This is a genomic window from Ruegeria sp., from assembly GCF_965199275.1.
Classification (GTDB): Bacteria; Pseudomonadota; Alphaproteobacteria; order Rhodobacterales; family Rhodobacteraceae; genus Ruegeria.
This window is the reverse complement of the sequence record NZ_CBDAQX010000023.1, coordinates 382,049-404,168: the sequence shown is the minus strand read 5'-3', so window position 1 is coordinate 404,168 and position 22,120 is coordinate 382,049. Positions and strand designations below refer to the sequence as shown.

Genomic DNA, 22,120 nt, shown 5'->3' with positions numbered 1-22,120 from the left:
AAGATCATGCGGCGCGGAGCGGGCGGCACCAGTCGGGCAGCCAGTCCGAATGTGCAGTCAGAAGGTCCGTGACAAGGCTTCGGATTTGGCGCAGGTCCAGTTCCGCCGCGGTGTGTGGGTCCATCATCGCGGCATGGTAGATGTACTCGGCGTTTTGCTCGGTCAGCGCCCGGACGGTCAGTTCTTGCACGTTGATCTGGGTGCGCATCAGCGCCACCAGTTGCGGCGGGATGTCGGTAACGACCGAGGGTTGGACGCCGTTTGAATCGACCAAACAGGGGGTTTCCACCGCAGCCCCCAAGGGCAATTGCGGAATCTGACCCGTGTTGGGCAGGTTTCCATAGGCCGTATAGGGCGTGTCCGTGACGACGGCGTTCATCAGGTCCGCCGCGAATTCGTGGCTGCGAATAACCGAGACATCGCGCCCGTCTGTAAGTGTCTTAGCCTGTTCTTTCCAATCCGCGACCTGCTCGACACAGCGGGTTGGGTATTCATCCAGCGGAATCGAGAATTGTTCGATCAGGTCGGGCCGTCCGTCCTTGATAAACCACGGCACATATTCGGCCAGATGTTCCGAACTCTCGGTGCAGAAATAGCCTAAGTGGTCCATCACCTCGTACCGCACCTTGTTGGGGCAGCGTGGCATCAACAGAGGTGGTTTCGGCAGAGTACCGTGCGCGTAGCCCCGGCGTAAGGCCGGGTAGAGGTCGCGGCCCTGATGATCCAGCCGCAGGAAGAAGGCCACATGGTTCACGCCTGCGACCTTGTAGCGGATCTCATCCTTGGGCAGGTCCAGATCATGGGCAAGTTCTTCGACTGTATTCTGGACCGAATGGCACAGGCCGACATGTTTCAGGTCCGGGAATTGCTCGGCCAGAGCCCAGGTGTTGATCGCCATCGGATTCACATATTGCAACAGCGTCGCGTTGGGGCGGAGCTGCATCATATCCTGTGCCACGCTCCACAGTACTGGGACGGTGCGCAGCCCGCGCATTATCCCTCCGATCCCGAGCGTGTCTGCAATTGTCTGGCGCAACCCGTATTGCTTGGGGATCTCGAAATCCGTCACCGTGCAGGGTTCATACCCGCCGACCTGAAAGGCGGTGATGACGAAATCAGCCCCCTCTAACGCCGCGCGGCGGTCGGTGTGGGTGGTCACCGTTGCTCCGGTGCCGACCGAACGGATCATGGCCCGCGCCACGGTTTCACTTTCGGCCAGGCGCTGCGGGTCGATATCCATAAGCGCGAAATGGCTGTCGGCGAGGGCAGGGGTCAGCAGCGCGTCGCCCACGATATTGCGCATGAAGATCGTGGAACCCGCGCCGATAAAGGTGATTTTGGTCATTTTGCAAAACTCTCGTTTGGCGTTATTTAACAGCTCCAAGGGTCAAACCCGCGATGAAGTGTTTCTGCATCAGGAAGAACATGGCCACAGGCGGCAAGGCGGCAACGAGGGAACCCGCGCTCATCAATTGATAGGCCGCGCGGTACTGAGCGTTGAAGCTGGTGATCCCAGCCGTCACAGGTTGGCTTTCGGCCCCTTGGGTCAGGACAACGGCCCAGAAATAGTCGTTCCAGATGAAGGTGAAGATCAACACGCTCAGCGCCGCGATGGCGGGTTTCATCAGCGGCAGGACCACGTACCAGAAGATACGGACCTCGCTGATGCCCTCGACCCGGGCGGCTTCGATTAGCTCAAAAGGCAGCGCACGGATGAAGTTTCGCATGAACAGTGTACAGAACCCGGTCTGGAACGCGATGTGGAACAGAACCAGCCCGGTTTTAGTATTGTAGAGGCCAAGTTCCAAAGTCAGGTCGCGGACTGGAACCATAAGGATCTGGAAGGGGACAAAGTTGCCCGCCACGAACATGAAGAAGATCCACAGGTTCGACTTGAATTTGTAGATCCCCAGCGCGAACCCGGTCATGCAACTGAGCGCAACCGCTCCGATCACCGTCGGGATGGTGATCATGAATGAGTTCAGCAGATATCGCGGCATGTCCGAGTTGAAGAAGACCTGCCCGTAATTAACCGCGCCCTCAAACCGGGACGGCAGGCCCCAGTAGTTTGCGTTGGTGAAATCCGCCTCGGGTTTGATTGAGAACAAGGCGACAGCAAGCAAGGGACCGAGCCACAGCAGCAGGGCAATGGGCAGCATGGCCTGATAGGTGATCTGCGCCGCGCGGGGTTGTTTTTCGATGGGTTTGGGAAACATCTCAGTGCCCCCTTTCTTCGCGGTACATCGACCACAGGAAGTAGGCGATGAAGCACAGCATGATGAGGAACAGGATCACAGCGATGGCGGCGCCATATCCCATGCGGAAGCCGTATTCGGACAGGGCGACCTCGAACATGTAATAGGCTAGCACGCGCGACGACCCGAACGGCCCGCCCTGCGTCATGATTGAGATCAGGTCGAAGGACCGCAGAGCGCCAATGATTGTCACGACAAAGGCGATAAACGTCGCCGGGCGCAGTTGCGGCAGGATGATGTGCCACAACATCCGCCCGCCTTTTGCACCGTCCAGACGTCCGGCCTCGATCTGTTCGGGGTCCACGGCGTTCAAGCCGGTGAGATACAGGATCATGCAATAGGCCGTCTGCGGCCACAGGCCAGCGACGATGATGCCGTAAGTGACCAGTTTTTCATCTCCCAGCACATTCAGCGGGCCAAGACCAAAGAAACTGAGGAATTCGTTCAGTAGCCCGAATGTCGGATCGTAGAACCATGTGAAAACCAGCCCGACAACGACCTGAGAGATCACGAACGGAAAGAAAAACAGAGACTTGTAGAGTCGAATGCCCCAGACCGTCTGGTTCAGGAACAGGGCGATGAACAGGCCCGCCGGGATCGCTGCCAAATACAGGATCAACCAGATCAGGTTGTTCTTGAGTGAGATGTAGAACGCGTCGCGGTCAACCCACTCCCAGTACAGGTCCTCGTAGTTGCGGAACCCTACATATTCTGCGGCGCCAAGCCCATCCCATTCGTAGAGTGACAGGTTGAAGGACTGAAAGACCGGGATGATCACATAGACCATGAAGAACAACAGGCCCGGCGCAAGGAAGAGCCAAGGCGCGATGCGTTGTTGGTTACGATGGAACCAGCTTTCCTGTTTCGGTGTGTCGACGGCTGACATGGGCTATCTCGGATCTGGGGGCGAAGGCGAGCTTCAGCCCGCCTTGCAATTGAGGAAGGCGTAGGCCGGGTTTTCTACCCGGCCCCTGCCAGATCAGTTGTCGTAGATACGGCTACGAGCGCGTTCCAGCTTGGCCAGAATCTTGTCCAGATTGTCGGGCTTGACCATGAATTCCTGGAAGCCTTCCATAGAGACCTTGGCCATTTCCGCCGGAGCGTCACGATCCCAGAACTGTGCGACACCGCCGGGGCTGTTCGAGGACAGCATGGTGAACCCTTGCTGCAGGAACTTGTCGTCATCCACCGAGGATTGCGCGTTGACCGGAAGCTGACCCAGGTTTGAGCCATTGTTGATTTCGGTCTGGACGTCCGGAGACACGACGAAGCGCAGGAACTCGCGCGCGGCTTCCTTGTTCGAAGCGTTGGCCGGGATGTGGAACGTATCGGTCGGGGCGTCCTCGGCCAGTTCAACATCAGGGTTGATCGCGACGAACTGGTAGAAGTCCAACTGATCGTCGGTCAGACCCGCTTCGCGCAGAGGCGCAACGGCAAAGTTACCCATCAGATAGGCGGCGGCGTCTCCGTTCACCATGAAGGGCAGGGCTTCCTGCCAGCTATAGGTCTGGTGGTTGTCAATGAAAGCACCCATGTCGACCAGCTGTTTCCAGTTGGCGAAGGTCTGCTTGACCCGGTCGTCTTCCCAGCTGATTTCGCCATTGGCGAGCTGGTTGTGGAAGTCGAAACCGTTGGTGCGCATGTTCAGATAGTCGAACCAGCCACCGGCGGTCCACAGGAACTTGGTCCCGATGGTATAGCAGGCGCGGCCCGAGTCGATGATCTTCTGGCAGTTCGCCAGTTCTTCTTCCCAGGTGGTCGGCTCGGTCAGGCCCAGCTCATCAAAGATGTCTTTGCGGTAGTAAACGCCCCACTGATAGTAGGTATAGGGCACGCCCCACTGCTTACCATCAAGGGTCATCGCGCCTTTGGTCGAGGCCAGATTCTCGGCGATCTCAGGCTCTGCCCACAGGTCCGAAACATCTTCGAACAAACCCGCCTCAACATAAGGCTTCATGCGGTTTGCGGCATACCATGTCGCAACATCCGGCGTATCAGCCGTCAGGAAGTTGCGGATCTGCGTCTTATACGCCTCGCGGTCGATCACTGTGGTTTCGATGGCCAGATCCGGGTGCTGGGCCTGAAACTGTTCGATCATTGCTTCCATCGTCGCACGAGGCGCCGGGTTCGAGGTGTCAAGAAAGATGCGCAGTTCGCCGGTCAGTTCGGCGGCAACGGGTGCAGCTAGTGCCACACTCGCCGCCAGAGCGGCAGCGGTGCGCTTGAACATGGAATGCATGGTGTCCTCCCTTAGCTTCCATTTTAGTTCCAAATAGTGAAACCGTGTTTTATATATTGAAAACTACACATCGACTCGGCTAGTCTTGTCAAGACCCTCGTGCAAACACCGTGGTTGAACGGGGGTCAAACGGAGGAGAACACACACCCGTGGCTGGTGACGGAACAATAGGCAAAGCATGTGATGTGCTGGAGCACGTGGCCTCGTTCGAGCGCCCGGTGCGGTTTGCCGAACTGCTGGAGAGCAGCAGCTTTCCCAAAGCGACGCTATATCGCTTTCTGCAATCGCTGACCAATCAGGGCATGCTGGCCTATGAGCCTGACAGGCAGACCTATTCGCCGGGTTTGCGGCTGGTCCGTCTGGCGCATACGGCGTGGACGCAAAGCTCTCTGGCCCCTATCGCTCGGCCGTTTCTGGATACACTCAGCTCCGAGACAGGTGAAACGGTGCATTTGGCGCAGCTGGACTCCAATCAGGTGCTGTATGTCGACAAACGCAACGCGGCGCAGCCAGTTGAGATGTATTCGCAGGCCGGCAAGGTCGGCCCGGCCTATTGCACCGGCGTAGGCAAGGCGATGATGGCGTTTCTGGATGGGCCTGCCCTGGATCGCGCCGTATCCCAGCAAAGCTATCACCGTTTCACGGACAAGACGCTGACCTCGGAGGCGGCTTTGCGGGCGGATCTGGAACAGATTCGCAGACGCGGCTACGCGATCGACGACGAAGAGCACGAACCCGGCATTATCTGCGTTGCCTGTCCGGTTTTGACCTCGGGCGGGCGCGTTTTGGGCGCAATTTCCGTAACAGGTTCAACCGGACGGATGGATTTCAATCAACTAGAGGCCTGGGTCCCTCGGGTGCGGCGCGTTGCCGACCAGATCGCGACTGAGGCGCAGGCTTGGCGGTTCCCTGAAACCCGCCCGAATGGACAGAACAACAGGATGCAATCGACATGACAGGTGTAACGCTCAATCAGGCGATCAAACGCTACGGCCAGACTCAGGTGATCCACGGGATTGATCTGGAAATCGAAGATGGTGAATTCTGTGTGTTCGTCGGCCCCTCGGGCTGCGGTAAGTCCACGCTGCTGCGGATGATCGCGGGGCTTGAGGAAACCTCGGAAGGCCAAATTCACATTGGCGCGCGCGAAGTGACCCATATGGATCCTGCAAAACGCGGCGTGGCGATGGTGTTCCAGACCTATGCTTTGTACCCGCATATGACGGTCGCCGAGAATATGGGTTTTGGCCTGCGTATGAATGGCGTTCCAAAGGCAGAGATCGACCAGAAGGTTCAGGACGCCTCCGGCATTCTGAAACTGGATCAATACCTGAAACGCAAGCCCAAGGCCTTGTCCGGTGGTCAACGTCAGCGAGTCGCCATTGGGCGCGCGATCGTGCGCGGCCCCGAAGTGTTCTTGTTTGACGAGCCGCTCTCCAACCTCGATGCCGAGCTTCGGGTTGAGATGCGGGTCGAAATCGCGCGCCTCCATCAGGAGATTGGCGCCACCATGATCTATGTGACCCACGATCAGGTCGAAGCGATGACAATGGCCGACAAAATCGTCGTGCTGCGCGATGGCCGGATCGAGCAGGTGGGCGCTCCGATGGACCTTTACCGCGATCCGGATAACCGCTTTGTGGCGGGCTTCATCGGCTCGCCAGCGATGAACTTTCTCGAATGCGACTATGCAGACGGCCACGTCACGCATCCGGCCCTTAGTCAGCCGTTGCCGGTATCGGCCCAAGTTCCGGCTGGGGTAAACAAGGTGACCCTTGGCATGCGGCCCGAACACATGCAGATCGACCGCAGTGCCGACACCTGCACCGTTGATTTGACCGAGGCGCTTGGGGGCGTGTCCTATTCCTATCTTCTGACCCCGAATAGCGACAAGCTGATCGTTGAAGAACGGGATGACCAACGCAGCACGACAGGCGAGAAGATCGGGATCACCGTCCATCCCGAGCGTGCCATGGTGTTCGACCCAGAGACTGGCGTTCGGTTTCGGTAGCAGCATTTGAAGTTCAACCGGAGTGTTTTGAGCACAGGATTAGGCTTGACCGAACATGGGTCGTTCTCTGAACTGGCCCAACCGAGGCCAGTTGGCCCGACTCATTGCGAGTAGAGAGGCCCCATGCGCAGCGTTAAAACCATCCACGTGATCTCGGCCCATGCGGAAGGCGAGGTGGGCGACGTCATCGTCGGTGGCGTGCAGCCACCACCCGGAGACACCCTGTGGGATCAACGCACATTCATTGCGCAGGATCAGAATTTGCGCAATTTCGTGCTGAATGAACCCCGAGGCGGCGTCTTTCGCCATGTCAACCTGCTGGTCCCTCCGAAACATCCGCAGGCGGATGCGGCGTTCATCATCATGGAGCCGGAGGACACGCCGCCCATGTCGGGGTCAAACTCGATCTGCGTCTCCACTGTCCTCTTGGACAGCGGCATCATACCCATGCAGGAGCCGGAAACGCATATGACACTTGAGGCGCCCGGCGGTTTGGTACGGGTCCGGGCGGAGTGTCGGGACGGTAAAGTCCAGCGTATCTATGTGCAAAACCTGCCAAGCTTTGCAGACAAGATTGCGGTACCTCTGGAAGTGCCGGGCTTGGGCACCCTTACCGTGGATACGGCCTATGGAGGGGATAGTTTCGTGGTGGTCGATGCCGAGGCCTTGGGGTTCGAAATTGTCGATGCCGAGGCCCGCGATATCGCCCGTCTGGGCGTTGCCATCACCAATGCCGCCAATGATCAGCTTGGCTTTACCCATCCGCAAAACGCGGCTTGGAACCACATCTCTTTCTGCGCTTTTTGCGGGCCCTTGAAGACAACCGAAACCGGACTCACAGGGAAATCCGCCGTTGCGATCCAGCCCGGCAAAGTTGATCGCTCGCCAACCGGAACGGCGGTCTCGGCGCGCATGGCCCTGATGGCCGCGAAGGGCCAGATGAAGGTTGGTCAATCCTTCGAGGCCGTTTCAATCATTGGATCGCGTTTCACCGGCCGGATTGTCGAAGAAACCAAGGTCGCGGACCGCGCAGCCATCATCCCCGAGATCAGCGGCCGAGGTTGGATCACCGGCGTTCATCAGCACATGTTGGACCCGGATGACCCATGGCCTGGCGGATATCGGCTAAGTGATACCTGGGGCGTTGGGCGCTGAAAGGCACGCAATCATAGGCCCGTTGGCGTGTTTTTCCCCAACCGTGGCAATTTGCGCCCCCAGTAGATGATTGATCCCAACGCAAACCTGATTTAAGGGAAGCCCTGTCAAATCAGAGTCACTCAGGGGTGTTATGTCATTCGCGCCCCTCCCGCGCCGCAATGAAGCGGCCCGAACTCTTGCAGCGATTGCCCCTTAAAGGCTTAAAAAAGGTGAAAGAATATGGCAGATAAATCGAACTTCGACATATTGTATACCATTGTAGACGAAGCGCCCGAGCTGGCCAGCGCCTCATTCCTGCCCATCATTCGCAAATTCGCCTCGGCGGCGGGTGTCAGCGTTGGCACCAAAGATATTTCGCTTGCAGGCCGTATCATTTCGACCTTCCCGGAAAAGCTGACCGACGCGCAGCGCATCACCGATGATCTGGCGGCATTGGGCGATCTGGTGAAAACGCCCGACGCCAACGTAATCAAACTGCCCAACATCTCGGCCTCCGTGCCTCAGCTTGTGGCCGCAATCGAAGAGCTGCAGTCGCAGGGATACGACATCCCCAACTACCCCGAAGAGCCTTCGAATGACGAAGAGAAGGCGATCCGCGCGCGCTATGATGCGATCAAAGGCTCGGCGGTGAACCCGGTTCTGCGCGAAGGCAACAGCGACCGCCGTGCGGCGCGGGCGGTGAAGAACTACGCCCAGAAGAACCCTCATTCGATGGGGGAATGGGTGTCGGACAGCAAGACCAAAGTGTCCTCGATGTCCGGCAACGATTTCTACGCCAATGAGAAATCGGCGACGATCACAGCGGCACAAGCCGGTGACGCGAAGATCGAATTTGTCGGCAAAGACGGCAGCGTGACCGTGCTGAAAGACGGCTGGCCGTTGGAAGAGGGCACCGTTGCCGATGCGACCTTCATGTCGGTCAAAGCGTTGTCGGCCTTCCTGGCCGATGCCATCGAGGACACCAAGAAAGACGGCACCATGTTCTCGCTGCACATGAAGGCGACGATGATGAAGGTCAGCGACCCGATCATCTTCGGCTATGCCGTGCGTGCGTGGCTGGCTCCTGTGTTCGAAAAATTCGGCGCAGAGCTTGAGGCGCTGGGTGTTAACCCGAATTCAGGTTTGGGGGATCTGTTGGAGCGCGTGAAGGACAATGCCGACATCGTGGCCGCCATCGACGCGATCAAGGGTGACCGTCCGTCCATGTATATGGTCGACTCGGACCGTGGCATCACCAACCTGCACGTCCCGTCCGATGTGATCATCGACGCCTCCATGCCCGCCGTTATCCGCGCAGGCGGCAAAGGCTGGGATGAGACCGGAGCCAAAGGCGACACCAATTGCGTGATCCCTGATCGCTGCTACGCGTCGGTTTATGACGAATCCATCAACTTCTTCAAAGCCAATGGCGCTCTGAACCCGGCCACTGCCGGTGCGGTGGCCAACGTTGGCCTGATGGCGCAAAAGGCCGAAGAGTACGGCTCGCACCCGACCACGTTCCAGGCACCCGCAGATGGCACAATCCGTGTGGTACTGGCCAATGGTGAAACGCTGCATTCGCATGAGGTCGAGGCCGGAGATATCTGGCGGGCCTGCACAGTGAAGAAAGCGCCCATCGAGAACTGGATCCAACTGGCGATGGACCGTCAGCGCCTGACCGGGTCCGAGGCGATCTTCTGGCTGGACGCAAACCGCGCGCATGATGCCGAGTTGATCCATTATGTTAAGCCCGCGCTGGAAGCGGCTGGTGTTGCTGATAAATTCCTGATCATGGCTCCGCGTGAAGCAACGCGTCAGTCGCTGGAGACTATTACCGCCGGAAATGACAGCATCGCCATCACCGGCAACGTGCTGCGGGACTATCTGACCGACCTGTTCCCAATCCTGGAACTGGGCACCTCGGCCAAGATGCTGTCGATCGTCAAACTGATGAACGGCGGTGGTCTGTTCGAGACCGGCGCAGGTGGGTCCGCTCCAAAGCACGTGCAACAACTGGTTGAAGAAAACCACCTGCGGTGGGATTCGATGGGCGAATTCTGTGCGCTGGGTGAATCTCTGAACTTCCTCGCCGACAGCAAGGGCAACGCCAAAGCAGGTGTTCTGGGTGCTGCGGCCGAGGCGGCAACGCAGGGCATTCTAGCCAACAACCGGTCCCCCAGCCGTAAGGTTGGCCAGCCGGACAACCGTGACAGCCATTACTGGTTCGCGCGCTATTGGGCCGAAGCGCTGGCCGCGCAGTCGGATGATGCGGAACTGGCAGCTGAATTTGCCCCGCTTGCAACTTCTCTGGCGGACAAGGAAGAGCAAATTCTGGGTGAGCTTGCCTCGGCCCAGGGTGGGGCTGCCGATCTAGGTGGGTACTACCACACCGACCCTGCCAAAACAGCGGCTGTGATGCGTCCGAGTGCGACGCTGAACGCCATCATCGGCTAAGAAAACGACCCGCGCCTTAGTGGCGCGGGTCTTTCCCACTGGTGCGGAAACCTGACCGGTTTTTCCTTTCGCTTCAGACTGTTGCGAAACTTTTCCCGCGAGACGTGACTAAAACTGCATGATCTACGGGATTCCCCCAATACACTGATCCGTCCCCGCTTGATAACTTGTCCAAGACAAGAGATTCACCGGTGAGGCCTTCGGGCCTATCACTCACTCGAAAATGGCCAGCATTTGGGGTGCTGGCCATTTGTTTGTCTGAAATTGTCAATCGGCATTGAATAATGACCCCCCATCGGCGTCCAAATTTGACCCCCCTTGGAGCTAAGAGGGGCGTTGAGGGGGTCGTGTTTAGGTTGATTCAGGAGGGGGTGGACAGCAGGTCAAACCGAAAAGAGAGCGTAGCTCGACTGAAGGTTTGACCTGCTGTCTGTTTTGAATTTATTCCCCGATTTCGAGGTTAGTCGCGGTGGTTAATTCGCCAGCTTTCGTTCCCGGTTTCGATGATATCGCAATGGTGTGTCAGTCGATCCAGGAGAGCAGTGGTCATTTTGGCATCTGTGAACACACTCGGCCATTCAGCAAATGCGAGGTTGGTTGTTAGCAGAATAGACGTTCGCTCGTACAGTTTGCTGATGAGATGGAAGAGTAATCGTCCACCAGACTCTGCGAACGGCAGATAACCGAGTTCGTCTATAATCACGAGGTCGACGCGGATCAGCTGCTCGCTGAGCCGCCCGGCGTTGCCTTCGCGATGTTCAGCCTCCAGCTTGTTCGCGAGATCCACAGCGCTGAAGAACCTGACCCGCCGGCGGTTATTGACCGCGTGGCCCCCGATCGCTGTTGCGAGATGCGTTTTGCCCGATCCGGTTCCACCGACCAGCACGCCATTCCTGGCCTGGTCCATAAAATCGCCGTCATGAAGATTGCGCACGACTTCCTCGTTGACGGGGCTGACCGTGAAGTCGAACTCAGGTAAGGACTTGCAGACCGGGAACTTTGCGGCACCCATCTCCTGACTTCCGACATTTTTTCGTATAAGTCATTGATATTATTATGCCTTGGTTGCCAAAAGGCACTACACGGACTTTTTTCGCCAGCGATTGTTTCGGAGTGTTGAGGGAGCTCAGGCTTTGGTCTGGCCAGTTTTTCGGGTGCGCCCGGGGGGTATCTTGAAAGGGGCTTCGTTCCAGGTCAGGCCGACGCAGGTGAGGATGCGTCTGGCATCGACCGTGGCATGGCTTGGCATGCCGTAGCGGTCAGGGGTGCCTTTGTGGCGCAGGATCGAGAGCTGCAATGCGTTCAACTCGTTGCGGATACGAGCCGGGCTCATCGGGTGTCCGAGCAGGTCCAGATGCTTGCGCAGGTGCTGCAGGCAGCAGAAGGCCATGTAGCAGATGGCGATATGGGCCCGGACCCGACGCGGCGACCAGTGATAGATGGGCCGGATTTTCAGATCGTGCTTGTTGGTGCGGAAGCAGGCTTCGATCTCCCACAACTGGTGATAGCGGGCAATGACGTCCTGTGCCTCCAGTTCGTCCGCACCATGAACAACAATGGCATGCAGCCCGTCCCATTGTGCCGCTGCCTTGATCTTTGCATCATCCAGCGTGACGTCCCCGCTGTCGGGGAAGGCCAGGAAGCGGCCATATCCCCGGCTGCTGAAGCTGCCGGGTTTGCGAGAGCGCTTGAGCTTCTTGTGCAGCTTTTCGATTGCCTTGTCGCGCTTGTGGGCATCATTGCGTGCCCGGGTGGGTGACCAGGTCACAATGACCCGCGCTCCCTCCTGGTCGATCACCTTGTACCAGCCCTTCTCGGTTGCCTCTTCAGAACCGTGTCCAGCCCAAGGCTGGCGTCCCTCCGGGCTCAAAATGTTCGCCTTCACGGCGGCCGGGGCGGACTTCATGCGATAGCCGAGGATGTAGGGCAGACCCTTGTTCTGCAACATCTGCTGGTTGTCCTTGCTGAGCATGGCGGCATCGGCCACGAACGTGACCCTGGCCACGTCGAAGCGTCCCTCCAACGCCTTCAGCGCAGCTTCCAGCGTATGACCTTCCCAGGTGTTTCCCGGGAAGAGTTCATAGCCCACAGGCAGCCCATCGGAGGTGACGATCAGCGCCAGCATGACCTGAGCGCGGTGATGCTTGCCATCCTTGCTGAAGCCCTTGGCCAGAAGATGATCCTGCTCGACCCCGTCCGCATCCTCGGCCGGGTCCTCGCGCTCGGTGTCAAAGGCCAGGGTCGTGCAATCGTAGAACAGCACGGTCACTGGCCCGCCCAGCAACTTCTCTGCCGCCGCGTGAGAGGTTTTGCAAATCCCGTCTATCACCGGCGTATTGATGTAATCCATGCTCCGATAGACCACGTCCAGATTGAGCGTGATGCCTGCCTGGTTCTCCAACGCCTCCACGGTCGCGCGCTTGCTCTCGGGCTGTGCGATCCGCGCCATAACCAGCTCTTTCACAATGCGATTGGCACTTTTACGCGCCGCCCCCAGAAGGGCCCCCCAACCCAGTTGGTCATACATCGTCCCCATGACATCCCGCAGACCCAGAGAGACCCGCGCCTCCTCACGGCACTCGGCAAGATCAACGCCAAGCTTGTCCGGCCGCGGAGCGCGGCGCACCAGCGCCTGCAGATCGGCATATTCCGTGGGCGTGAACAGTTCCATTTGCGGCGAGCGATCAATGCGTAATTGCTCCATCAAGCGGCCCGCCAGACGCTTGATATCCTCAATCTCGCTGTCGTTATGGGCCACACCCACATGGCGCAGGATCTTCTGGCGTACCTTGGAGCCGGTGCGGACGGATTCAACGATCTGGATCCGTGTGCGGTTGAGCTTTGCGTCATGTTTGGTGCGGATGAACATGGGCGAAGAGGTTAGCCATCTGAAGGCCCATGTCAATACTTTTTATAATAATGGGGCACTACAACGCGCCTCTGAGCAACCACACCTGAAAACAAACCAAAAACCCAGTCAGATCAACAAAAAGGTCGGAAGTCAGGAAAAGAGAGCGTAGCTCGACTGAAGGTTTGACCTGCTGTCTGTTTTGAATTTATTCCCCGATTTCGAGGTTAGTCGCGGTGGTTAATTCGCCAGCTTTCGTTCCCGGTTTCGATGATATCGCAATGGTGTGTCAGTCGATCCAGGAGAGCAGTGGTCATTTTGGCATCTGTGAACACACTCGGCCATTCAGCAAATGCGAGGTTGGTTGTTAGCAGAATAGACGTTCGCTCGTACAGTTTGCTGATGAGATGGAAGAGTAATCGTCCACCAGACTCTGCGAACGGCAGATAACCGAGTTCGTCTATAATCACGAGGTCGACGCGGATCAGCTGCTCGCTGAGCCGCCCGGCGTTGCCTTCGCGATGTTCAGCCTCCAGCTTGTTCGCGAGATCCACAGCGCTGAAGAACCTGACCCGCCGGCGGTTATTGACCGCGTGGCCCCCGATCGCTGTTGCGAGATGCGTTTTGCCCGATCCGGTTCCACCGACCAGCACGCCATTCCTGGCCTGGTCCATAAAATCGCCGTCATGAAGATTGCGCACGACTTCCTCGTTGACGGGGCTGACCGTGAAGTCGAACTCAGGTAAGGACTTGCAGACCGGGAACTTTGCGGCACCCATCTGATACCGGATCGAGCGCGCAGTCTTTTCGGCCAGTTCGGCCGTGAGGAGTTCGGCCACGACCTGTTGGGGCCGCCAGTTGTTTTTGGCTGCGGCCTGCATCACTTCGTCAAAGCAGTTGACGATGCCTGGCAACTTCAGTTGACGGGCAAGTTCGAGAATTTCCTTACGCAGTTGCATGGGAGCCTCCAAGCCTGTCATAGCGAGCGCAATCCGCGATCGGTGCCATTTTCAGCTGCAGGTGGGCAGGCGGCTCAATCGCCTTTGGCGGCGGGGGATTGGTGCGCCGAGAGACAATGTTCAGGATCGCATCGGCCTTGCGCAGGCCAGATTTTAGAGCTTCTTCGCAGGCAGCCTCGACCACATCAATGTCGTGCTGGTAAGCAGCGAAAAGAATATCGGCAAGTTGCCGGTCTCCGTCGGATGTGCCCCGCAGATGGGTCCAGATCTGCGTCATTGCCGGTGGTAGGTCCCAGTCACGGAACGGTGCTCCATTGCGCAGAGCGCCAGGCTTGCGCTTGAGGACGGGCACATAGTGCCAAGGGTTGAAGATCGTTTTTCCTCGGCCGAAGCACCGTTCGTGCTCTCCGACAATCTCACCGTCTTGGCGCAGGACAATCCGCGTGGCGTAGACCTGCAACTGGACCTGACGTCCAACAGCTCTTGCCTCAACGCTGTATTTGTTTCTTTCGAAGTTGATCAGGCAGGTTCGGCTCACGGCGACCGTCTTTTCACGGAACCCGACGAAGGGCTTCTGCAGATGCGTCAGCAGCGGCTTTTCCTGCTGGAACACCTCCCAGACCGTCACCTCCAGGTTTTCCGGATGCCGCAGTTCTTTTGCGCGTTTGATCGCGTCTTTTTGCAGCCGGGCATTCAATTCATCGAAGTCGGCCACCTCCAGACGCGGTGTAAAACTATAGGCGCGGCTCTCCTTGACCAGATTCTCAACCTGACCCTTCTCCCAACCGGCCGCGCGCGTACAGGCGATCGGGTTCACCAGATGATGAGAACACATCCGGGAGAATGCCTTGTTGAACTTTCTTTCCTTGCCCGACAGGATCGCATCGACGGCGGTCGTCATGTTATCGTAGATCCCGTTGATGCAGCCTCCACCAAAGAATTTGAAGGCCTCGTCGTGGGCATCAAAGACCATCTCCTGCGTCTCGCGCGGATAGGCAATGGAGAATGGCATGCGGCTATGGCAAAGTTTGAAATGGGCAACCTTCACGGTCGTGAGTGCACCGTCCATCAAAACCGTCTCCACACTCCAGTCGAACTGGTACGCCTCCCCAGGATCAAAGATCAGCGGGATGAACGCCTGCGCCTGTTGTCGGCCGTGCGCAATGCGCCAATTCTTTGTGTAGCGTCGAACACTGTCATACCCGCCGCCAAAACCATCATCGGAGAGTTCCTTCCAGATTTTGGTCATCCGCTTGCGGTGTTTCTTCGGAAGCGCCTCGTTCTCCTCAAGCGTTTCATCCAGACGCGCGCGCCAAGGCCCGAGCACCGGGTATGGCTGCGATTTGCGCTCATATTTGAACTCCGTCACTCCCGATCGGATTATCTTTCGAACCGTTGCACGGCTCAAATTGAGCGAACGGCAAATTTCCTTGATGCTCTTTTTTTCGATCAGGTGTAAGCGACGCACTTTTCTAATAGTTTCCACGCAAATCATCCCGCTTGCCTCTCCATCGACTGCTCAATGAAAAGGATGTCTACAACCATAGGGAGGGGTCAAATTTGGACGCCGATTTCCCCGCTTAGGGGGTCAAAATTGCACGCTTTTCTACATCTGAAATCTGCTTGCGCTTAGCTGGGTTGAATGCGCCTTTGCAGTGCCACGCGACATTAGTGCAGAAATGAAAAAGCCAGCCCAGAGAAGGACTGGCTTAAACTTGATTGTTCGACGTTTAGCCCCGAAGGACTTTACCCGCTGCGTCAAAGGGCGGCTCGTGCAGGATGGTGGCTTTGTGAGGTTGGCCCAGAACCATAACCTCAACCTCGTCTCCGGGCTGGGCGTTTTTGACGTAACCCAAAGCCAGCGACATACCGACGGTATAGCCATAGGTGCCCGAGGTGACCCGACCGATGCCTTCGCCGTCCTTGAAGATCGGCTCACCGCCAGTGGCGTCCGCGTTGGAGGCCGTCACGTCGGCCTCATCCAGGTGCAACAAGACCAACTGTTCACGTGCGGGGTTTTCCAGCATTTTCTGGGCGGCGTCCTTGTTGAGGAAATCCTTCTCGAACTTGCACAGACGATCCAGACCCACCTCATGCGGCCAGTATTCGGGGCTGTATTCGCGGCTCCACGAGCCATAACCCTTTTCCACGCGCATCGACATCAGGGCACGGCTGCCAACCGGGCCTGCGCCGAATTCTTTGCCCGCCTCAAGCAGAGCATCGTAGAGGCGCGCCTGATCTTCGGTCTTGCAGTGCAGCTCCCACCCCAGATCGCCGGTGAAGGAGACACGGAGGGCCAGAAGCTCAACGCCTGCCAGCTCGATCTTGGCGGAACGCATGAAGGGGAAGTCCTCATTTGCCAGCGACGTGTTGGTCATCCGCTGCAGGATCTCACGCGATTTCGGACCGGCGACGTTGAAGCCGCACATGGCCTCGGTATGGCTTTCGAATGTGGTGCCTTCGGGCAGAGGGACCTGCTTGAAGAAGCGCTTGTGATAGCGCTCTGCCATACCCGATCCGATGATCCAGAACTCATCCTCGGCGACGCGGGTGACGGTGAAGTCCCCAGCAATGCCACCGCGTTTTGAGATCAGCGGGGTCAGGCAGGACCGGCCAACCGCCTTGGGCATGTTGTTGGCGAAGACCGCATTCAACCAATCCGCAGCGCCGGGGCCTTTGCAGATGTATTTGGCAAAGTTCGAAATATCGATGATCCCCGCGCGTTCGCGCAGCATCTTGCATTCTTCGCCAACCGGACCCCACCAGTTCTGACGAGTGAAACCGTTTGTATCCACGGTGCCCGGCTCATCCGCGAACCACAGCGGGTGTTCCCAGCCGACGTTCAGGCCAAAGACAGCACCCATGGCTTTCTGCGTTTCGTAGATCGGGCGCACGCGGGCCGGACGGCCTGCGCTGCGTTCTTCGTTCGGGAAGTGAATGGCAAAACGGTGCGCGTATTGGTCCTGCACCTTGGCTTTGGTGAACTCTTTCGTGGCCCAGGTGTCGAAACGCGCCATGTCCCAGGCGAACATGTCATATTCGGTTTCACCTTCGATGATCCACTGCGCCGCCATCAGGCCCATGCCGCCCGATTGCGAGAAGCCGGGGATGATGCCGTTGCAGCAGAAATAGCCATCCACCTCGGGCACCGGGCCCATCAGCACGTTGGAGTCCGGAGACCAGATCATCGGGCCGTTGATGACACGCTTGATCCCGGCCTCACCCACGGCGGGCAGGCGTTCGATGGCGTTCATCATGTTCTCTTCGATCCGCTCCAGATCGTCGGGGAACAGGTCATGGGCGAAGTCCAGCGGCGTGCCTTCCTCGGCCCAGAACTTCATATCCTTCTCATAGGCGCCGACCAGCAGGCCGTTGCCTTCCTGACGCAGATAGTACTCACCATCGCGGTCCGAGACAGAGGGCAGGCGGGTGCCGTGGCCTTCAACGTCAGACATTGCCTCGGTCACGAAATACTGGTGTTCGGTGGGCTGCAGCGGCAACTCAATGCCAGCCAGCTTCGCGACCTCACGTCCCCACAGACCGGCGGCATTTACGACCCAAGGCGTTTTGATGTCACCTTTGGGGGTCTTGACGATCCAGGTGCCGTCTTCCTGCTGCTCGGTCGCGGTGACGGGGGTGAAACGATGGATCTCGGCCCCGCGCTGGCGGGCACCGACCGCGTATGCGTTGGTCACGCCCGACGGGTCAACGTTGCCGCCATCGGGTTCGAACATCACGCAACGGATGCCTTCGTAATTGACCAGCGGGTTCAGCTTCTGCGCCTCTTCAATGCTGATCTCGTAGAAGTTCATGCCGTAAAGCTTGGCTTTGGCCGCCTGCAGCTTGAGCTGATGTTCCCGCTCTTCCGTCTGGGCCAGATAAAGCGAGCCGGGCTGGAAGACACCGCAGCTTTGGCCGGTTTCTTCCTCCAGCGCGTTATAGAGATTCATCGTATAGTGCTGGATGCGGCTGATATTGGTGCTGTCATGCAGACCGTGAATGTTGGCTGCCGCATGCCAGGTTGAGCCAGAGGTCAACTCATCCCGCTCCAGCAGGACCACGTCGGACCATCCCAATTTGGCCAAATGGTAGAGGATCGAGCAACCGATCACCCCGCCGCCGATAACTACCGCCTGTGCTTCTTCGCGCATTTCATCTTCCTGATTTGCTGTGTCATGTCAGAACCGGTCTTTCGTTAAGAATATGTCGATTCAGACCCATAACTGTTCTAAACGCGTCAACTGAGAACCCGGTTTGACCAGAGACACAGCCTGCATTCACTTCTTGGGGATACGGGGCACCGCCGGGTACCGCGTTTTATTTCACTTGGACTTTGCCGACATTGCTCAGAACTCCAGTCTGTGGGCGCGGCCATAGTCAGCCAGCCGTTTGTTCAGATTGCTTGCTTCTGGGTGGCCGGATTCCAGTGCAAAGACGAAGGCGTGAGTTAGATAGAAACAGGCGGCATCAATGTCCTGTGCCAGCTCTCGTTCGTCGGCAGCAATCGTATACAGGCGCACAAGCGCCTCTTGGTCGCAATTGGCATGTGCCTCTAGCAGTTCACGGTCTAAGGCTTCGCGATCCATGGCTATCCCTTTAGCGAAATGGCGATGTTTTTGGTGCGAACATAGTTGTAGAGCGCCTCAAACCCCTTTTCGCGACCGAAGCCGGATTTGCCGACGCCACCAAACGGGGTCGAGACACCTCCGGCGAACCATTCGTTGACAAAAACCTGCCCCGCCCGCAATTTGCGCGCCACCCGATGGGCACGGGCGAGATCGCGCGTGAAGATGCCCGCAACCAAACCGAATTCGGTGCCATTGGCCATGGCGACGGCTTCCTCCTCGGAATCGAAAGGCGTGAAACACGTGACGGGGCCAAAGACCTCCTCCTGCGCGATGCGGCTGGCGGAGTCGACATCGGCCAGAATGGTCGGAGCCATGAAATACCCTTCGCGATCCAGTCGCGCACCACCGGCTGCGACCCGCGCACCGTCCTGACGGGCGTTCGAGGTGATCTCTTCCACGCGCTGCAGCTGCAGGCTGGACACGACCGGCGTATGATCGGGGTTCTCAAGCCCGTGACCGACGCTTAGGCCATTGGCCAGCGCAGCCGCACGTTCCACGGCCTGATCGTAGATCGAGCGATGCACCAGCACGCGGGCCATGGCAGAGCAAACCTGACCGGCATTGTAGAAAATACCGCTTTGAAGGCTAGACATCAGCGTATCCAGATCCGCGTCGTCAAAGGCGACAGCGGCGGATTTGCCGCCAAGCTCCATCAGCGACGGCACCACGTTGTCGGCAGCCGAGCGCAGGATATGCTGGCCTGTCGACACCGATCCGGTGAAGACGATCTGATCCACCTGCGAACTCGCCACCAGTTTGGCGCCCAGATCTGAGCCGATACCGTTCAGGATCGACACCGCACCGGCAGGCACCTCGGCGCGTTCCAGCGCGGTGCCTAGCATCGCCAGCGCAAGCGGGTCCAGCTCGGGCGATTTGATGATGGTCGAGTTTCCCGCCGCCATAGACGGCGCGAGCGAACGACCGGCGATAGAAACAGGGAAGTTCCACGGAACGATCTGCGCCGACACGCCGTAGGGTTCGAATACGGTGAAATCAGCATAGTCGGGACCCAGAGGGATCGACTTGCCTTCGATCTTGTCCGCGACGCCGCCGTAATATTCGAAATACTGAGCCGCCTCGATGAACTCATCCCGGGCCGCGTCCAGTGTTTTGCCGCTTTCACGGCACAGCAAGTCGGCCCCTTCATCCGCGAGGTTGCGGATTTCCTGCGCGATGCGGATCAGCAGGCGGCCACGCTCGGCCGGGTTCATGTCTGCCAGATCACCGCGATCGAATGATGCGCGTGCGGTTTCGAGCGCCTGAGCCAGCGATGCCTCACTGGCTTGTGCGCAGTCCGCCACGTGATCCTGATTGCCGGGATCTTCCACCGCGATGGAGGCGCCCTTGTCGCCCTCCACCCACGACCCGGCCAAGAAATTCCTGGCCAAGCCGTCGTTCAGAAAAGTGGTCATGCCTCCGCGCGTGCCTTTTCGATCTGCGTTGCGACCCAGTGGTGGAAGCAATGGGTGGGGCCGTCCATTGCAGGCGAGAAGCGACCACCGTCAAATTTGATGCCATGGCGGCCTTTCTGCATGCCTTCGACCACGAAGACGTCCTCTTCAAACACGGTTTTCCAAAGCGCCGCGTTTTGCGCGCGCAGGCCTTCATGTTCTGGGCTGTCTTCGGGTTTCTGAGCATAGTACAGCTCAATCCGCTCGTTCGACCGCTCATGATTGATTGGGTCGATGATGAAGGCAAAACCGTGGTCACGCTGAACGCCCAGCAGGGTGTTGGGGTAGACCACGATGTATTCCGCGCCTTCGTGCCACTTTTCGCTCAGGCCATCAAAGTCCGCCAGTTTCGAGCCGTCTTCCCCTTCGAATTGACGATATACAAGGGTGCCCTGACCCGAGTATTTACCCAGCTCGTTGATGTTGTAATGGTCTTCCAGACGGGAATAGCTGTTCAGACCTGGGTGAACCCAGGGCAGGTGGTAGCTTTCGCAGAAGTTTTCGACCGCCAATTTCCAGTTCGAATCCAGCTCAAGCCGGACCGACGCGCCAGCGCCGCCGTGATACATAGGCTGTTCGAACTCTTTCCAGCGCTCCATCAGCTCGCCGTGAACTTCTTCGAACTCGGGGGCGTTGCCGTCGACGTTCACAAAGATCACGTCGCGCCAGACGTAGGAGCGGATGCGGATCAGACCCAGTTCCGAGAAATCCAGATCTTCGTGGGTATTCTGACCGGGGCCGCCGACATGAGGAGCGGTGCGCAGCTCACCATTCAGGCCGTAGCACCAGCTGTGGTAGGGGCAACGGATCGCGCCGCGGATTTTTTGAGGCTTGTCGACCAAGATCATGCCGCGGTGGCGGCAGGTGTTCTGGAACACGCCAATCTGACCGTCGCGATCACGGACCATCAACAGGGGCATGCCAAGGAAATCAATGGGATAGGCATCCCCTGCTTCAGGGATGTCCTTGCCGAAGCCGATCCCGGACCAGTTCGCAAACAGGACCGAGTCGCGTTCCTCGGTAAACACTTCAGGGTCGATATAATGCGCGTTCGGCAGCCCCTTTGCTGTGTTTACCGGGGTCAGAACAGACGAAAGCGGTGCATGCTTGTTCATCGGTCACTCCTAAGACTTTTGAATTGGCGTTTTTCTGGTCTCCATTGGCAGCGCAGAAGCCCTGCATTCAATACTAAAAATCCTAACCGCTAGATGAGGGGAGCTAAACCGAATTCTCCTCAAGCTCATTCAGCAGCCATTCTTTCAAGGCCAGCGCCCCTTCTGACAGGCTATCGTTTTCCCGTTCAACCAGATAGAAGTTATGCGGCGCAGGTATGTTGAAGTCCTCTAAAGCCACAAGTTTTCCGGAATCCAGCATGGGTTTTAGCAGACGCTTCCAGCCGAGAGCGACGCCAGCACCCTTTCTGGCGACTTGTAGGGCCAGAGCATAGCTGCTGACACGCGCTTGCGTCTGAATACTTTCATTAAACCCTAACGCCTGAAACCAGTCCGTCCATGTGGTCCAGTTGCTGTGTTTGGTTGCAAGGTGAATCAGGCGGTGTTCTGTCAGGTCCCTGAGGCTGGCCCCTTTAAGCTCTTCCGCCAGTTCGGGGCTGCAAACCGGTGTCAGGATATCCCGGTACAGCTTGGTATGCGGCAGAGAGGTATTCGGGTCTTTGCCATATCGAATGAAAAAGTCGACGTCAGAGCGATCTGCGAAGTACGTGTCCTCGGCCATTTGGTTCACTTTTACGTGCGGATGGTCCTGCCAAAACCGAATGACCGACGGGGAAAGCCACAAGGCAGCAACTGCTGTAGTGGACCCTACGGTGACATGATTGTCTGAATCCCCACTGCGAATCTGCTCAAGAACTTTTGAGATTTTCAGGAAAGAGCTTCCCAGTGCCTCTAGCAGCGCAGCGCCATCCTCGGTCAGTTCAACACCGCGATGCTTACGTATGAAAAGCGGGGATGCCAGCTCGGTCTCTAATGCTTTGATCTGATGACTAACAGCGCCGGGCGTGACGGACAATTCGCTTGCAGCAACCTTGAAACTGAGGTGCCGGGCGGCAGCCTCGAAGGCAGAAAGCGAGGCAAGCGGAGGCAGATTGTAGTGGCGTCGCGACATGAGGGATACGTGGC

Annotated in this window: 17 protein-coding genes and 1 pseudogene; 5 read left to right on the top strand and 13 right to left on the bottom strand. The window is 58.0% G+C overall.

Going from position 1 to position 22,120, the window contains the following annotated elements; translation table 11 throughout:
• Positions 1 to 4: 4 nt before the first annotated feature.
• From ACOERD_RS24680 to ACOERD_RS24665, 4 genes are all read right to left on the bottom strand, one after another.
• A complete protein-coding gene (locus ACOERD_RS24680; RefSeq protein ID WP_419740807.1) occupies positions 5 to 1,345 on the bottom strand; it encodes an alpha-glucosidase/alpha-galactosidase in 1,341 nt (446 codons plus the stop codon).
• Between the two features lie 22 nt (positions 1,346 to 1,367).
• Positions 1,368 to 2,216: a carbohydrate ABC transporter permease gene (locus ACOERD_RS24675; RefSeq protein ID WP_170377452.1), complete on the bottom strand. Its 849-nt coding sequence runs from the start codon at positions 2,214 to 2,216 to the stop codon at positions 1,368 to 1,370.
• 1 nt (position 2,217) lies between these two features.
• Positions 2,218 to 3,141 carry a carbohydrate ABC transporter permease gene (locus tag ACOERD_RS24670; protein WP_419740806.1) on the bottom strand — a complete coding sequence of 308 codons (924 nt, stop codon included), beginning with the start codon at positions 3,139 to 3,141 and terminating at the stop codon, positions 2,218 to 2,220.
• A 93-nt stretch (positions 3,142 to 3,234) separates the two neighbouring features.
• Positions 3,235 to 4,494 (bottom strand): ABC transporter substrate-binding protein, encoded by a 1,260-nt coding sequence (locus ACOERD_RS24665; RefSeq protein WP_170472615.1) that lies wholly within the window; start codon positions 4,492 to 4,494, stop codon positions 3,235 to 3,237.
• A gap of 149 nt (positions 4,495 to 4,643) precedes the next feature.
• On the opposite strand from ACOERD_RS24665, the gene ACOERD_RS24660 reads away from it, so the two are divergent.
• The 4 genes from ACOERD_RS24660 (at position 4,644) to ACOERD_RS24645 (ending at position 10,096) form a co-directional block, all read left to right on the top strand.
• Positions 4,644 to 5,450 carry an IclR family transcriptional regulator gene (locus tag ACOERD_RS24660; protein ID WP_419740805.1) on the top strand — a complete coding sequence of 269 codons (807 nt, stop codon included), beginning with the start codon at positions 4,644 to 4,646 and terminating at the stop codon, positions 5,448 to 5,450.
• Complete coding sequence (locus ACOERD_RS24655; RefSeq protein ID WP_419740804.1) at positions 5,447 to 6,505, top strand: ABC transporter ATP-binding protein; 1,059 nt, start codon at positions 5,447 to 5,449, stop codon at positions 6,503 to 6,505. The genes ACOERD_RS24660 and ACOERD_RS24655 overlap by 4 nt, the downstream gene beginning before the upstream one ends.
• 123 nt (positions 6,506 to 6,628) lie before the next feature.
• Positions 6,629 to 7,660, top strand: coding sequence for a trans-3-hydroxy-L-proline dehydratase (locus ACOERD_RS24650; protein WP_419740803.1), 1,032 nt, complete (start codon positions 6,629 to 6,631; stop codon positions 7,658 to 7,660).
• Positions 7,661 to 7,882: 222 nt separating this feature from the next.
• Complete coding sequence (locus ACOERD_RS24645) at positions 7,883 to 10,096, top strand: NADP-dependent isocitrate dehydrogenase (protein ID WP_419740802.1); 2,214 nt, start codon at positions 7,883 to 7,885, stop codon at positions 10,094 to 10,096.
• A 460-nt stretch (positions 10,097 to 10,556) separates the two neighbouring features.
• Here the strand turns inward: ACOERD_RS24645 and istB (ACOERD_RS24640) are convergent.
• Both istB (ACOERD_RS24640) and ACOERD_RS24635 read right to left on the bottom strand, forming a co-directional pair.
• Positions 10,557 to 11,111: pseudogene (gene istB, locus ACOERD_RS24640) on the bottom strand (IS21-like element helper ATPase IstB); the annotation flags it as partial.
• Positions 11,112 to 11,222: 111 nt separating this feature from the next.
• On the bottom strand, positions 11,223 to 12,965 hold the full coding sequence (locus tag ACOERD_RS24635; protein ID WP_419737624.1) for an IS1634 family transposase: 1,743 nt from the start codon (positions 12,963 to 12,965) through the stop codon (positions 11,223 to 11,225).
• Between ACOERD_RS24635 and ACOERD_RS24630 the strand changes: the two genes are divergently transcribed.
• On the top strand, positions 12,958 to 13,116 hold the full coding sequence (locus ACOERD_RS24630) for a hypothetical protein (RefSeq protein ID WP_419740801.1): 159 nt from the start codon (positions 12,958 to 12,960) through the stop codon (positions 13,114 to 13,116). The genes ACOERD_RS24635 and ACOERD_RS24630 overlap by 8 nt on opposite strands.
• 55 nt (positions 13,117 to 13,171) lie before the next feature.
• On the opposite strand, the gene istB (ACOERD_RS24625) is transcribed toward ACOERD_RS24630, so the two are convergent.
• The 7 genes from istB (ACOERD_RS24625) to ACOERD_RS24595 all read right to left on the bottom strand — a co-directional run bounded on the left by istB (ACOERD_RS24625) (position 13,172) and on the right by ACOERD_RS24595 (position 22,106).
• On the bottom strand, positions 13,172 to 13,903 hold the full coding sequence (istB, locus tag ACOERD_RS24625) for an IS21-like element helper ATPase IstB (protein ID WP_419737606.1): 732 nt from the start codon (positions 13,901 to 13,903) through the stop codon (positions 13,172 to 13,174).
• A complete protein-coding gene (gene istA, locus ACOERD_RS24620; protein ID WP_419738672.1) occupies positions 13,890 to 15,398 on the bottom strand; it encodes an IS21 family transposase in 1,509 nt (502 codons plus the stop codon). Before istA ends, istB (ACOERD_RS24625) begins: the two co-directional genes overlap by 14 nt.
• 235 nt (positions 15,399 to 15,633) lie before the next feature.
• Entirely contained in the window at positions 15,634 to 18,054 is a 2,421-nt protein-coding gene (locus tag ACOERD_RS24615; protein WP_419740800.1) for a GcvT family protein, read from the bottom strand.
• Between the two features lie 195 nt (positions 18,055 to 18,249).
• Positions 18,250 to 18,489, bottom strand: coding sequence for a hypothetical protein (locus ACOERD_RS24610; RefSeq protein ID WP_170463900.1), 240 nt, complete (start codon positions 18,487 to 18,489; stop codon positions 18,250 to 18,252).
• A gap of 2 nt (positions 18,490 to 18,491) precedes the next feature.
• Positions 18,492 to 19,943: an aldehyde dehydrogenase family protein gene (locus tag ACOERD_RS24605; protein WP_419740799.1), complete on the bottom strand. Its 1,452-nt coding sequence runs from the start codon at positions 19,941 to 19,943 to the stop codon at positions 18,492 to 18,494.
• Complete coding sequence (locus ACOERD_RS24600) at positions 19,940 to 21,097, bottom strand: aromatic ring-hydroxylating oxygenase subunit alpha (protein ID WP_419740798.1); 1,158 nt, start codon at positions 21,095 to 21,097, stop codon at positions 19,940 to 19,942. Before ACOERD_RS24600 ends, ACOERD_RS24605 begins: the two co-directional genes overlap by 4 nt.
• A gap of 103 nt (positions 21,098 to 21,200) precedes the next feature.
• A complete protein-coding gene (locus ACOERD_RS24595; RefSeq protein ID WP_419740797.1) occupies positions 21,201 to 22,106 on the bottom strand; it encodes a LysR substrate-binding domain-containing protein in 906 nt (301 codons plus the stop codon).
• Between the last annotated feature and the right edge of the window lie 14 nt (positions 22,107 to 22,120).

Bases quoted from the DNA above. Each gene is read 5' to 3' on its own strand.
- ACOERD_RS24680 (WP_419740807.1), bottom strand. From the start codon at position 1,345: ATGACCAAAATCACCTTTATCGGCGCGGGTTCCACGATCTTCATGCGC.
- ACOERD_RS24675 (WP_170377452.1), bottom strand. From the start codon at position 2,216: ATGTTTCCCAAACCCATCGAAAAACAACCCCGCGCGGCGCAGATCACC.
- ACOERD_RS24670 (WP_419740806.1), bottom strand. From the start codon at position 3,141: ATGTCAGCCGTCGACACACCGAAACAGGAAAGCTGGTTCCATCGTAAC.
- ACOERD_RS24665 (WP_170472615.1), bottom strand. From the start codon at position 4,494: ATGCATTCCATGTTCAAGCGCACCGCTGCCGCTCTGGCGGCGAGTGTG.
- ACOERD_RS24655 (WP_419740804.1), top strand. From the start codon at position 5,447: ATGACAGGTGTAACGCTCAATCAGGCGATCAAACGCTACGGCCAGACT.
- ACOERD_RS24650 (WP_419740803.1), top strand. From the start codon at position 6,629: ATGCGCAGCGTTAAAACCATCCACGTGATCTCGGCCCATGCGGAAGGC.
- ACOERD_RS24645 (WP_419740802.1), top strand. From the start codon at position 7,883: ATGGCAGATAAATCGAACTTCGACATATTGTATACCATTGTAGACGAA.
- ACOERD_RS24630 (WP_419740801.1), top strand. From the start codon at position 12,958: ATGAACATGGGCGAAGAGGTTAGCCATCTGAAGGCCCATGTCAATACT.
- ACOERD_RS24635 (WP_419737624.1), bottom strand. From the start codon at position 12,965: ATGTTCATCCGCACCAAACATGACGCAAAGCTCAACCGCACACGGATC.
- istB (WP_419737606.1), bottom strand. From the start codon at position 13,903: ATGCAACTGCGTAAGGAAATTCTCGAACTTGCCCGTCAACTGAAGTTG.
- istA (WP_419738672.1), bottom strand. From the start codon at position 15,398: ATGATTTGCGTGGAAACTATTAGAAAAGTGCGTCGCTTACACCTGATC.
- ACOERD_RS24615 (WP_419740800.1), bottom strand. From the start codon at position 18,054: ATGCGCGAAGAAGCACAGGCGGTAGTTATCGGCGGCGGGGTGATCGGT.
- ACOERD_RS24610 (WP_170463900.1), bottom strand. From the start codon at position 18,489: ATGGATCGCGAAGCCTTAGACCGTGAACTGCTAGAGGCACATGCCAAT.
- ACOERD_RS24605 (WP_419740799.1), bottom strand. From the start codon at position 19,943: ATGACCACTTTTCTGAACGACGGCTTGGCCAGGAATTTCTTGGCCGGG.
- ACOERD_RS24600 (WP_419740798.1), bottom strand. From the start codon at position 21,097: ATGAACAAGCATGCACCGCTTTCGTCTGTTCTGACCCCGGTAAACACA.
- ACOERD_RS24595 (WP_419740797.1), bottom strand. From the start codon at position 22,106: ATGTCGCGACGCCACTACAATCTGCCTCCGCTTGCCTCGCTTTCTGCC.